This is a genomic window from Myroides indicus (assembly GCF_004364575.1).
Lineage (GTDB): Bacteria > Bacteroidota > Bacteroidia > Flavobacteriales > Flavobacteriaceae > Flavobacterium > Flavobacterium indicum_A.
Map to the genome: position 1 here is coordinate 127,657 of NZ_SOAG01000005.1, position 12,087 is coordinate 139,743.

General features: G+C 33.4%; 13 protein-coding genes and 1 pseudogene. 2 read left to right on the top strand and 12 right to left on the bottom strand.

Translation table 11 applies throughout. The features are described 5' to 3' along the window. Window positions 1-70: 70 nt before the first annotated feature. The 4 genes from arsB to C8P70_RS03515 form a co-directional block, all read right to left on the bottom strand. Window positions 71-1,105: an ACR3 family arsenite efflux transporter gene (gene arsB, locus C8P70_RS03500; protein WP_133711956.1), complete on the bottom strand. Its 1,035-nt coding sequence runs from the start codon at window positions 1,103-1,105 to the stop codon at window positions 71-73. Window positions 1,106-1,108: 3 nt separating this feature from the next. After that, window positions 1,109-1,723, bottom strand: coding sequence for an arsenate-mycothiol transferase ArsC (locus tag C8P70_RS03505; protein WP_133711957.1), 615 nt, complete (start codon window positions 1,721-1,723; stop codon window positions 1,109-1,111). 17 nt (window positions 1,724-1,740) lie between these two features. Further along, window positions 1,741-2,193, bottom strand: coding sequence for a DUF6428 family protein (locus tag C8P70_RS03510; protein WP_133711958.1), 453 nt, complete (start codon window positions 2,191-2,193; stop codon window positions 1,741-1,743). Window positions 2,194-2,254: 61 nt separating this feature from the next. Continuing rightward, window positions 2,255-2,584: an ArsR/SmtB family transcription factor gene (locus C8P70_RS03515; RefSeq protein WP_133711959.1), complete on the bottom strand. Its 330-nt coding sequence runs from the start codon at window positions 2,582-2,584 to the stop codon at window positions 2,255-2,257. Window positions 2,585-2,810: 226 nt separating this feature from the next. On the opposite strand from C8P70_RS03515, the gene C8P70_RS03520 reads away from it, so the two are divergent. Next, entirely contained in the window at window positions 2,811-3,170 is a 360-nt protein-coding gene (locus C8P70_RS03520) for a DUF4180 domain-containing protein (protein WP_133711960.1), read from the top strand. A 457-nt stretch (window positions 3,171-3,627) separates the two neighbouring features. Here C8P70_RS03520 and C8P70_RS03525 read toward each other — a convergent pair whose 3' ends face one another. The 5 genes from C8P70_RS03525 to C8P70_RS03545 are packed head-to-tail and all read right to left on the bottom strand — an operon-like array spanning window position 3,628 to window position 7,719. Then, window positions 3,628-4,275, bottom strand: a complete 648-nt coding sequence (locus tag C8P70_RS03525) for a hypothetical protein (protein ID WP_133711961.1) — start codon at window positions 4,273-4,275, stop codon at window positions 3,628-3,630. Window positions 4,276-4,289: 14 nt separating this feature from the next. Continuing rightward, window positions 4,290-5,084 carry a hypothetical protein gene (locus C8P70_RS03530; protein WP_133711962.1) on the bottom strand — a complete coding sequence of 265 codons (795 nt, stop codon included), beginning with the start codon at window positions 5,082-5,084 and terminating at the stop codon, window positions 4,290-4,292. Continuing rightward, entirely contained in the window at window positions 5,081-5,806 is a 726-nt protein-coding gene (locus C8P70_RS03535) for a hypothetical protein (RefSeq protein ID WP_133711963.1), read from the bottom strand. The genes C8P70_RS03530 and C8P70_RS03535 overlap by 4 nt, the downstream gene beginning before the upstream one ends. A gap of 21 nt (window positions 5,807-5,827) precedes the next feature. Further along, window positions 5,828-6,253 (bottom strand): hypothetical protein, encoded by a 426-nt coding sequence (locus tag C8P70_RS03540; protein ID WP_133711964.1) that lies wholly within the window; start codon window positions 6,251-6,253, stop codon window positions 5,828-5,830. Window positions 6,254-6,261: 8 nt separating this feature from the next. Beyond that, complete coding sequence (locus C8P70_RS03545) at window positions 6,262-7,719, bottom strand: hypothetical protein (protein ID WP_133711965.1); 1,458 nt, start codon at window positions 7,717-7,719, stop codon at window positions 6,262-6,264. Window positions 7,720-7,941: 222 nt separating this feature from the next. Here C8P70_RS03545 and C8P70_RS03550 point away from each other — a divergent pair, with 222 nt between their 5' ends. Then, window positions 7,942-9,750: a transcriptional regulator gene (locus tag C8P70_RS03550; RefSeq protein WP_133711966.1), complete on the top strand. Its 1,809-nt coding sequence runs from the start codon at window positions 7,942-7,944 to the stop codon at window positions 9,748-9,750. Between the two features lie 122 nt (window positions 9,751-9,872). On the opposite strand, the pseudogene C8P70_RS14210 reads toward C8P70_RS03550, so the two are convergent. From C8P70_RS14210 to C8P70_RS03565, 3 genes and pseudogenes are all read right to left on the bottom strand, one after another. Then, window positions 9,873-9,990: pseudogene (locus C8P70_RS14210) on the bottom strand (GTP-binding protein); the annotation flags it as partial. A gap of 481 nt (window positions 9,991-10,471) precedes the next feature. Continuing rightward, entirely contained in the window at window positions 10,472-11,419 is a 948-nt protein-coding gene (locus C8P70_RS03560) for a helix-turn-helix domain-containing protein (RefSeq protein WP_133711967.1), read from the bottom strand. A 434-nt stretch (window positions 11,420-11,853) separates the two neighbouring features. Continuing rightward, window positions 11,854-12,087: transposase (locus C8P70_RS03565; protein WP_166666165.1), on the bottom strand; the 234-nt coding region annotated here is incomplete at its 5' end.

The following is a 12,087-nucleotide window of genomic DNA, read 5'->3' on the forward strand; positions in this document are numbered from 1 at the left end:
AAAAATCGAATAAAAGTGATATTATTATCCTTGTTGTGCATTACAAACGTTGGAGATTGCAAAAATGCTCTTACTTTGTATAATACTTCTTTTTCATCCATAAACTCACTCGTACAAGTAGAATCAACACAGGAACTTCAACTAAAGGTCCGACAACTCCAACAAAAGCTTGAGGCGAATGAATTCCAAATACAGCAATAGCAACAGCAATCGCTAATTCAAAATTATTACCAGCTGCAGTAAAAGAAATAGCCGCATTTTTATCATAATCCACCTGCATTGACTTATTTACGAAGAAACTAACAAAGAACATTAATACAAAATAGATAACAAGTGGAATAGCAACTTTAACTACCTGCATAGGTAACTGAACAATTTGTTCTCCTTTTAAGCTAAACATAAGCACAATGGTAAACAGTAAAGCATATAAAGTAAAGGGTGAGATAAAAGGGATAAACTTACGCTTAAACCAATCCTCTCCTTTTATTTTAATGAAATACTTATGACTTAAAAATCCTGCCAAAAAAGGAATTCCTAAATAAATAAGCACACTTTGTACAACATCGCTCATCTTAATTGAAATAGCATACTCAGCAAATCCAAAATAAGAAGGTAGTACGTTGATAAAAAGCCAAACAAAGAAGCTGTAAAACAGCACTTGGAAAACACTATTTAAGGCAATCAGCAAGGCAGCATATTCTCTATTGCCCTTCGCTAAATCATTCCATACAATTACCATAGCAATACATCTTGCTAAACCAATTAGAATTAGACCGACCATATAATCTGGTTCATCCCGCATGAAAATAATAGCTAAAACAAACATTAAAACAGGTCCTACAATCCAGTTTAAGAAAAGAGATAAGCTCAGTACTTTCTTATCCTTAAAAGCCATGGGCAACAGATTATAATCAACTTTAGCCAGTGGAGGATACATCATGATGATTAACCCTATAGCCAGCGGAATATTGGTAGCTCCAGTAGACAGTTTATCCATTACATTAGAAACACCTGGAAATACATTGCCTATCAAAACACCAATCCCCATAGCTAAGAAAATCCAAAGAGTTAGGTATCGATCTAAAAATTTCATTCTAACTTGCATAACCTACTTTTTAATTTGTGATACGATGTAAAACATTTCACTTGCAATTTCAATACTTCGATTAAAATATCCTGCTTGTTGGTTTGCTGTTCCATCAAATGCCTTAGGATCCTCGAATGTAATAGGGATTCTTCGCTCAGCACCTGCTATAAAAGGACAACCTCCATCAGCCTGTGAACAAGTCATTATGGCTGCAAAATCACCACTTGGATTAAAAGCAGCGTCGTACTTCTTAGAAAACCCAATAATAGGAACTCCATTATCACTGTACTTTATAGCATAAATAGGATTCTCTCCTTCTGCAATTTTAAACACGTCAAGTCCTTGTTCTTTCAGAACTGTAGCAACCATGGGATACATAGCTGTTTGCTCGGTTCCTCCTGAATAACAAGTAACATTTGGAATACCGTAGTAACTAGCCGCTACTTGCATCCAAATCTGAGTCAAATGACTTCTTCTTGAATTATGTGTACAGATAAAATTGATTCGAATTGGAGATTTTGAATCAAGCTTAGATTGAATATAAGCCACCAAGGGAGCCAAAACTTCTTTTCTACTATCACTTATCATTTGTGATTCAACTATAGTACTAATTGTAGCTGATAATGCCTTATACATCTTTTACTTATTAAAGATTAACAACATCCAGCGTTAAGATCGCAACAACTAGTTGGAGTTGCCTGTTTACTTGGTGTAATTCCACAAGCATCTTCAGCCAAACAAGCTGTCAATGTGTTTTTTAATAAAAAATGAGTTCCATTAAATGCTAAGAAATACTTTCCTATTGTTTCTTTACCTTGAACTTCTACTTCAATCTCTGCATCAACAATACCTAATTTTGTTTCTGACAAGCGAATAATATTAAGCAATTTACCTGCTTTTAAGCGATGTTCATAATCATCTGCATTCCACAATTGGAAATTTACTTTAACCTCTTCTCTTATTGTCCCCCCGCAGTCAATATACTTTTTTGTTACTTGACCTACTTCTGTTATATGGAAGTGTTCTGCTACAAACGTTCCATCTTCAAATTGAAAATCTACTCGATCTAGATTTGCTAAAACTGCTTTTACTTCTGATAATTTCATACTCTACTTATTTTAGTTTTACTTATAATCGCAATATTACGATGATTATACATAAAAAGTATTAACAACAATCCCTTGCTTCTATTTTTTGAGTGAAGAATAATTCAAACTCTTTAAAAAATTCATTCCACACGGTATCGTCAATACAATAACAAACGGATTTACCCTCAATTGTTCCTTTGATAAGTCCGCTATTCTTAAGCTCTTTTAAATGTTGTGAAATAGTGGCTTGAGCCAAACCAAGCTCTTCTACTAAATCATTGCAAATGCAAGCCTCCTGATTGATAATATACTGAAGAATGGCAAGTCTTGCCGGATGCCCTAAAACCTTAAACATAAGCGACAATCTATTCTTTTTATCACTAAATAATTCTGATTTTGTTACTCCCATTGTTTAATACGCTATTACATATCGCAATATTACGATGAATATTTAAACTGACAAAATGTTTTGCTTTGTACCATTTAATATCATAAACTTTGTACCTGATTAATATATTTACTTTTGTTATCTGTGGTAATAAATGAAGCATTCTATCACTAAAGAAAAAATTTATGTATGTTTTTTAAACAAACTAATAAAGCTCTATCTATCTTAATTAAAAGAATCACTAAAAATGAATATTCGAACTCACAAAATAAACAATACAACAATTGCAGAAATAATTTCAGATAAAGAAATAATTAAACATACTGAAGATGCACTGGAATTGTTAGGGAATGTATACTTCCAAGATATTGATAAAGTAATTATTCATCAGAAAAATCTAACCACAGACTTTTTTGATTTAAAAAACAAAATTGCGGGAGATATTCTTCAAAAGTTTTCTAATTATAGAGTCTATCTAGTAATAATTGGAGACTTTTCAAAATTTACAAGTAATAGTTTAAGGGATTTTATCTATGAAAGTAACAAAGGAAAACATGTTAATTTTGTTGCTAATATAGGTGATGCATTAAAACTCTTCAGCAGATAATTTTTTTTAAGGACTCAATTATATGTAAACCTTAAACTCATAAGAAGAATAGCCTTATAAAATAATATAATTCGTTTTTTATCTTCATTTATTTTACTTAAATTTAGTATTAATAAAATCCATTATATATTTTAAACAACCCGTTTCTTTAAATTATTAAAAAAAATTAGCAGTATTAATTTATTCATATACCGCATTTTTATTAAATTAGTTATCTTAGTTAATATCTATAGTTCTATATCCGTCAAATGACTGAGCGTAATTATGTCTGATCATAAACTGATTACATAACTATAAAAATGAAATCTAAATTCTTTTTCTAGCTTTTTGTATAAAGAGAATTGTGGCTTATAGTTATATTATTTTTTTCTTTTAGTAGTACTTAGTTCAATATTAGCAGTTTCAAAGAAACCTAATTGAATTTGAATTGGTAAGTACCCTTTAATGCTATCCTTATCTATCTAACGAGCGCTGTTAAGAATAAGATTAAACCAAAAACAAACAGGAGTATAGCATAGAGATAAACGGGTGGATTGTTTTTTCGTTTTCTTGCTTTTTCAATTTTGGCTAAGGCTTTAAAATAGGATTCGTACAATTCACCTTGCGTATCTAAAGCCTTCATCTGATCCATAAATTGTAGTACGAAACTAAAATACACCTCTGCTTCTTGTTTTCCTTCTTCATTGTTTTTGGATAGTAGATCATAAGCTATTAAAGTATTATTTTTCAATCGAATCTTTAGTCCCGGAGCAGGATTATCCCAATTCAACCAAGTGAACTTCAGGTCTATCCAATAGGAGTGAATTTTTGCATAGGGAATATCTCCAAATACTTTGGATTGTATTCCAGATGGAGACAGAGTTACGGTTTCGCGTCCTTGGCGTGTAGATTGAATAATCTTAAAAACGCAATACCCACAAATCATTACTATCAAGAGGATAATAAAAAAAGTAGCTGACTCAATATAACTAGAGTTTTTAATTAAGAAAAAACTTTCAATAAAGAGTAGGGATATGAGCAGTGCAAATCCACCTATAATAGTACCAAGTAGTCTGTAAATGTATTTGGCTTTGATCAATCTAAATTTAAAACTTGCTTTTTCCATCTGTTTTTAATTTTTCATAGTTCTATTTCCATGTATTTCTGTACTATTTGCTTCGTATAGGATCCAGGAATCGGAAGTTCTGTTACAGCCAATTTTATTGGATAGTTTCCAATCTGTATTATCATTTGTGGTCTATCTAATTTGATGATTCCTTTGTATTTAACTTTCAATCCTACCTCAAAAACAAAGGCAAAAGTAATTGTTCCGGATACTGTTACCTGTTTTTGTGTTCCCTGCATTAATTCCTGCTTTTGTTCCGAGAGCTGGATATAACGCACTCCATAACACAGCAGAGAGTGAGGGAGTCTAGTGATTTCTACTTCAGCATTTGTCAATATAGCTGAATTGATTATCCTATATCCTCCAGAAATGAGATAACTAAAATCAACGGAAACTTCCTCACCATTATCAAACTTGAAACTGAATCCTTGCCTGCGTCCACCTACTCCGACCAGCTGCCCTCGGATCACTTCTTTTTTAGAGTGTATTTTATCTTTTTCAAACAATATTGCTTTCTTGCGATATGCCAAGAACATCCATCGAAAAGCAAATATCGTAATCCATACCGTGAAGATAGCAAGCGTGCCAAAAATTAATACTACTAATCCTAAATCAATGATCTCCGCATCTTTTATGCTGTAACGATTTGACCGTATTTCATCATAAACCAAACGAATAAGGAGGTAGCTTAAGTAAGTTAAACAACCAGTAAGTATCAGACCTACCCACTTATTTGCTTGCGCAGAACGATAACGCATGATTAAGTCTTTTCTTTCTTTTTTGCTAAGTGTTTGTTTGTTTCTAATCATTTTTTATCTATTTTCAACTCAAATGTAAACTCACAGTCTCTACCTTCAGGATGAACTATCCGAATGTATTTCTTTTGAGATTCTTCATCCACCTCAAAATAAACTATACTGTTTTTAGCTATAGATTGTCCATTAAGTTTTGTGTTCTCGGCAATATGTGCCTGAATTGGCTTTCCCTCTTTGCTGAGAACAATTTCTCCACACACGGGCAACCCTGCTATATATTGGACATCCAGCAGATGACCTCTTATAGTTTCTTCCCTTAGATACACACTCCAATCTTTATCAAAAACAAACCCAAAAAAATCTGTAGATTCTGAAAGTGTTACCCACCAAATATCGTCTAAAGTAGCGTGTTCTTTTTTCTTAACATCAAATCTATTGCGCCATCTTATGCGTGTCCCTTTGGGTAAAGAAAGCCTAGGAAAGTCTAAATCTGTATCCAACACCGTGTTTTGTGTACGCTCTAGCTTACGATCATTGAGTTCCGCCCGCCATTTATAAAACACCTGATTGTCTAAATAAACGTAAGCACCATATATTCCTAGCATCAGGATTAATCCACCTATAAAGATCAGGAAGCCACTTCCTATCTTACCGCCTAAAGAAGTAGTGACTATAAACCACTTTTTAGCTAAGAATAGTAACAGCCCTCCTATTAAGAGGTAAACATACCAGAGCGTAATGGCAAAGTAATAGATCAAGTATAATATTCCTACCATAGTTTTCTTAATTCAGCTTATTCAATTTTTTTTAAATATTACAAATCCCTGTGAGGGGATGCTCTCAAAAAGCACGATATAAGTTTGAGGAAGCACAACGTCTTTAATTCTATCAAATTTAATATCTTCATACAAAAACCAAGACTGCTCTTGATAGGGTACAGATATGCCTTCTGCTTGTGGGAAGTTTTGTGTGAAGTATCGACTGCTCCAATCTGCAGAAGAGGTTGTAAGTTTTTTGTCACTCTGTTTGTCAAACACATGGAATCTTACGGTTTGTATTTCGGAGTCATCTGTTTCAGGCTCTACAGTCAACTTGATATAATATTCTTCCAAAAAATCATCTACTATAAAGCTGGTTTGCGCTTTTGCCAACTTAAGCATACCTAATACGATAATCAAATTAGTTAACCAATGTGAACCTATATTAAGTGTATGTTTTCTCATCCGAATTTCTATTGATTTTTATGTGATGTCCCTTTAATACGTTTTCTTATTTCTATTGTCTCTTGCAATTCTTTTATTGAAGAATCTGTGATTTCCTCTGGGGGAGTTTCAACTGGATCCCCATTTCCGTTATGCTTATACAGATGAAATGAAGAAGTAATATCTTGATCATTATTTAAAAATTCGACAATAGTTTTTGAGGCTATTTGAAAACTTTCTAGATCCATTCCTTCACTTTCCATAGCTATAAGGTACCATTTCGGTTGAGAAGCTTGTAGCTGTTTAGAATGGCTGCGATTGTTAAACTTGGGTGCATGTCGATGCAGCTGCTTTTTAAGTTCTGCTTCGGATTCGAAAATAAAATTTCCAACAAGTTGTAAACCTAAGTTTGAGGCAGTATCTTTTTCCTCGCTATTGTCCAATAGAAACTTGATAGATTTAAGTTTTTTTGGCTTTCCTATTTCAGAGCTTTTAAGTTGTTTCCAAGCTCCCTTTTCATTTTGTAGATACAGATAGAAGTTTCTCTCTTTCGTATGAGTCAAAAAGTTCAGGATCTGCGTATCTTTATTCAGTGCGTTCAACTGATCTAGCTCCTCAATTTTTGTACTCTTGATATAGGGAACTAAGCGAAGCTTGGCTAAGCTATCGTTGGTGTACATATATATTGCGCCCTCCTCCGCAATTGCATTTCTTAACAATACGGGATACTGGTCTATACGTTGCTGAGAATATGTCATCATATCTCTCATAGGTTTTGTTTTGTAATATTCGATTATTTTGCCGCCAAAAAATCGAGCAAACAAGACAAAACCAATAATAAAACTAAAAGGAATTACAATATTCTTTCGTAGTTTTTTCTTCCGAGCTTTAGCAATTGCCCGCATCGCTGGCTCATATTCGTTTCCCTGCGGTGAAAGAGAGGAGATTGTCTTTTTTGAAGAAAAACTAGTTTCTTTATTCAAATTCTGTTTATAAACCTCCCAATACCTAGTGAAATCAGATAAGAATTTTAAGTACTCCTCCAATTCGGTGTTGTTTTGGTCAGGCTTGGGGTGAAACCGAATGACTTTTTCGTTCTGTAATTTTATTTTTAGAGTTGGAAAAGCCATATTCCAATTTATCCATGGTAAGCTTTGCCTTATGCTATAGCTATTGATGTCCTCAAATCGAATAGTACCAAAATAGTGAGAATCGAGACGGTTTGTTCTTAGAATTATCTTTTCAGGTTCCGCATGTTTTGCACGAACTTTTCGCCATCTCCAAACGCTTTGTATAATACCGCCTGTCATCGCCATCAGTACAAAGCCCATCAGATATAGGATGTAAATGGATTGCCCCTGATGCTTTAATAAGAACACAACAGGAATAGCTATCATCAGTAACAAACCTCCCAACAGACTCAGCAAAAATAAGTAGGTCGGTTGAAGTTGTGTGATATAAAAGCGATAGGTTTTAATGTTTTGCACCCTTTTGATTCAATTGTTCGCCCATACCTCAACTATCATTAGGGATGATGCGGCATTAACTAATTAACATGAGCAAAAATATGCTAATAAGTAGACAACTTCATTATTTATGGCGTCTACAAAGCGTCTACATGCAAAAACAAACACTGAATATCAATGTGTTATGTAAGCTTAATAGAAGCTCTATTTTTTGTTCTATATTTGATGCCAAGTAGAAATAAGATGAGAAGAACTTGGCTTTTTTATATATTTTTTATTCAGCTCCTATGCATTTTATGGACGCCTGCGCTTGCTCAAAAAGCAGCTAGTGATTCGCTGGAGGTATTGCTATCCAATTCTCAATTAGACACCCAAACTCGAATTTTAAGCTTGTGTCAATTGGCAAATAGCACCCCTTTAGACCAACTTGATAAGGCTATTGAAGCCAATAAAAAAGCCATTGCACTTGCCCAAAAACAGCGGTACGAAGATGGTCTCTGCTTAGCCTGGTCACAACAGGTTCAGTTTGAAATGATCCAAAGGGATGGAATAGCTGCACAACAAGCTGCGGATAGCATGCTTTACCATGCACAAAATGCATCCGAACTTTATAAAGGAATTGCCTATTTCAGAATGGGCTATTTGCAAAACTTACAAAACAAACCTGAAGAGGCATTTGAAAGTTGGGAAAAAGCTATCCCCATGTTGGAAGAGAATGATGGACAAAAGTATCTGTCAAGTATTTACTACCTAAAGTTCGGAATATATGCGGAGCGCGAAAATCAAAAGGAAGCATCTAGATACGCTGAGCTAGCACTAGAAAGCGCACAAAAAAGCAAAGATATAGACGCCGAGATTAAAGCTTGGCAGATCAAAGGCACCTATGAAGTAGATCTATTCGAGCAAAAGGGGCGCACTATCCATCTTCAGGCGGCGAAAGATGCTTTTGAACAATCCATTTCACTTTACAAGCAACATCAGACTTATACCAAGAATCCAAGTGTTGTGGCACTATCTGCATTGTATCTAGCGAATCTGTACTTGGAATATGATTCTTCTTTAAAGAGAAAAGATATAATGGAATACGTGAATCTTGCTTTGCAAACTTCAAAAGAAGTCAATAATATTGAGATGCAGGCCAACACATATGCAATACTCAGCAAAATCCATATGCAATCGGCCAATTGGGCTGCAGCTGAACAAGCATTATTGACACAAAGGGTTCTTGCAGACTCCCTCCCTTCACCGAACTACTACCTGGAACTAAAAAACCTGGAACTACTGGCTACACTTCAGGAAAAACAGGGAGATCCTGAACAGGCCTTGGAGTACTATAAAAAATATGTGGCGACTTATAAAAAGGTTTTCGACTCGGAACAGACCGAAATCATTCAACAGCTGGAAGCGCAATATGAGAATGACAAAAAGAATAAAGAATTGGAATTGCTACACCAAAAGAATGCTTTTCAAAAAAGACAGACTTGGCTGTATAGTGCCATAGCAATTATTACTATAACAGGATTATTGTTTTTGTTTATAGCTTATAGATTTAGGCTAAAATATGCTTTGGAACGGCAAAAGCTTCAAGATGAGGAAGCGGCAAGATTAAAAGCTGAACAAACTTTAATCGCACAGGAGAAAGAACAATTGCAAAAGGAATTGATGGTCGGGATGCTGCAAATAGAACGTGGCGCCGAATCGCTCAAGGAATTAAAAGAAAAAATAGCAACTGCCGAGAGCCAACATCCCCAGCTCAATCAATTTATCAAAGAAGAACTGAGAATCAACAGTGATTTTGACCTGATCCGCTCAGAAATACAAGCTATTCATCCAGAGTTTTTCAAGCAATTACAGGATAAAGCCTCTGAAAAACTTACCCAAACCGATCTGCGCTATTGTGCTTATTTTTCCCTCCAATTTTCCACCAAGCAAATAGCCGAACTCTTAAATGTTACACCCAAAAGCGTCCGCATGGCAAAATACCGTTTGAAACAAAAATTTGAATTGGATAAGGAGGACGATTTCGATGCTTTTCTTCAGGGTTTGTCGTAATTCATAAATTAACTTCCTTAATTTCAATTTCTTTAAGCGCTCTTTTGATGAAGGAATAATATCATCATATTCTTCATAATTTTCAATCACACCTTCCAATGACAAGCTCAGTGACACCGACGATGGAACAATAACTGTTATTTTTAATCCTTGTTTATTATGTAATATATGATTGAGTACTGTTGTCTTACGTGCATCAAGAAAACCATTTAAGATATTTACTGGTAACTTTTTTTTAATTATTTTTTCTCATTTAATTTTTTAAACTACTTCTCCTCACTTGATTAAATACTTACTGAATAAGTAATCAGAACTTATCAATTTATCAATGTCGATTAATTAGCTTCATAAAACTGAAGCCTGAATTATCCTTTTTGTTACATATTCAATTGATCTAATTTTTAACATTAGATTAATGACTGAAAGCTAACTATAACTTTCAGCCATTTACAAACCAATTAATAAATTCAATATTAACTATCTCGTAGTTACTGTATAAGCGCCTGAGAAAGTACTTTTAATTCTTCTTGTTTAGATATCTGACATTGGGACGATACAACTTTGAAAAAAATTAAAGTATAGCTATCAAATATTTATTCTAGGCATTAACAATCATTAATTGTAAAAGTAGTCTGCCTTCTAAAATAAGTGGTGGCTATATACGAAATAAGAAAGACGAAATAAGTAAAACTTATATTTGCTTCTAGTTTACGTAGCAAAATTACCTTCCATATTGCGCTTTAAATCCACTGGGAGTTATCTCGTGATATTTTTTAAACGCTGCTGTAAAATGCGTTGCATTCTTATATCCCAGATTTTCGCTAATCTCTGCAATAGATAATCTATTCTCTAAGAGGTAGTCTTTAGCAATACCCATTTTATAATCTGATAAAAAAGCATAAGCTGACACTCCAAAAACCTTTTTGAACTCAATTTTCAAAGTACAATCATTAGTACCAAGCTCAATGGCTAACTGCTTTAATGTTGGTGGTTTTTTATAATTTTGAATAAGTATCTCCTTTGCTTTATACATCTTATCGATGTGAAGCTTCTTTTGAGTACATTGTAAAGAGCAGTGGTGCTGTTGTATTTGTTCTAATTGTAAAAGCATTAGTTCGAGAATCATACTATCAAAATAAATAGCTCTTAAGACACCTTCTTTTTTATTATTAATAAATTTTTGCAACAACAAATCCATGCATATTGTTATAGGCATTGGATGAATATTTGTAAAGGTATAAGGCTCATTTTCTTCAAAGTTAAAGGCTTCAAATTGTTGTAAGTACTTATCTACTAAACTACTTTTTATATAAATACGAAAAAATGTTCCCTTTACTCTAAAACTATGGATAACAGGAGAACTAGGATACCTAATAATTAGTTGCTCAGCCCTGCTGCAATTATATTCAAAAACTTCTCTATTATTAAACAACTCCCCCTCTATCTGAAAATGTAAAACAACAGTACCTGATTCTGTGAGTTTTTCATTGAAAAAAAGAAGATAGTTTTCATCTATCTCGCCTCTTACAATAGTTATTGATTCGGTTGAAAAAGAATCTAATGTAAAATTTTTCTTGGAAATTATATTCTCATTTAGTACAGATTCAGGAACAATATCAGCACCAGAAGCAAGCAACTGCTCACTCCTATCAACTTTTATTTCTACCATAATAAATGTAAAATAAGACACTAGTAATGTCTTAAATCAATTAAATAATTAATACTACTAAAGCTGTTTATAACACAAAAGCTGCCAATCAATTATTTAATACAGGAGGTGGACGAGAAAAGAAATATTTAACTATATTATTATGTAATATAGTTAAAGAGTAATAAATAGGTTTTCTGTAATTAATGATAACTATCCCTAATACAACAAATAGAACTTCTTCACTTAATAGTAATGGAGTATTATTGTCCAGTAAAACGAGTTCACATATATGACAAGGTTTTCCATAAATGTGATCTACTTTATGGGTATAACAATGCAAATTAACCAATTTCAGTAAACTGAAAATAGTTACAAAAAAGATAATAGTATACTTCTTACACTTCTGCATTGTTTCGTTTGATATAGAATAAGTGATAAACCCGTTGTGCATTTTAAATAATACTCACTTTTAAGTTATTGATATTCCTATTGAAATATTCTTTGTTGATGAATTGTACAACTGTTAACACCGTTATTTTAGCTAATAATCTGGTTTTGAAACCTTCAAATGTCTTGGCGTAATTACGTCTCATCATAAATTGGTCGCACAATTGCGAGAACAAGGTTTCAATTCTCTTTCGTTGTTTTTTGAACAAATAAAATTGTGGTTTATAATCCTTTTGATT

Bases quoted from the DNA above. Each gene is read 5' to 3' on its own strand.
- arsB (WP_133711956.1), bottom strand. From the start codon at position 1,105: ATGCAAGTTAGAATGAAATTTTTAGATCGATACCTAACTCTTTGGATT.
- C8P70_RS03505 (WP_133711957.1), bottom strand. From the start codon at position 1,723: ATGTATAAGGCATTATCAGCTACAATTAGTACTATAGTTGAATCACAA.
- C8P70_RS03510 (WP_133711958.1), bottom strand. From the start codon at position 2,193: ATGAAATTATCAGAAGTAAAAGCAGTTTTAGCAAATCTAGATCGAGTA.
- C8P70_RS03515 (WP_133711959.1), bottom strand. From the start codon at position 2,584: ATGGGAGTAACAAAATCAGAATTATTTAGTGATAAAAAGAATAGATTG.
- C8P70_RS03520 (WP_133711960.1), top strand. From the start codon at position 2,811: ATGAATATTCGAACTCACAAAATAAACAATACAACAATTGCAGAAATA.
- C8P70_RS03525 (WP_133711961.1), bottom strand. From the start codon at position 4,275: ATGGAAAAAGCAAGTTTTAAATTTAGATTGATCAAAGCCAAATACATT.
- C8P70_RS03530 (WP_133711962.1), bottom strand. From the start codon at position 5,084: ATGATTAGAAACAAACAAACACTTAGCAAAAAAGAAAGAAAAGACTTA.
- C8P70_RS03535 (WP_133711963.1), bottom strand. From the start codon at position 5,806: ATGGTAGGAATATTATACTTGATCTATTACTTTGCCATTACGCTCTGG.
- C8P70_RS03540 (WP_133711964.1), bottom strand. From the start codon at position 6,253: ATGAGAAAACATACACTTAATATAGGTTCACATTGGTTAACTAATTTG.
- C8P70_RS03550 (WP_133711966.1), top strand. From the start codon at position 7,942: ATGAGAAGAACTTGGCTTTTTTATATATTTTTTATTCAGCTCCTATGC.
- C8P70_RS03560 (WP_133711967.1), bottom strand. From the start codon at position 11,419: ATGGTAGAAATAAAAGTTGATAGGAGTGAGCAGTTGCTTGCTTCTGGT.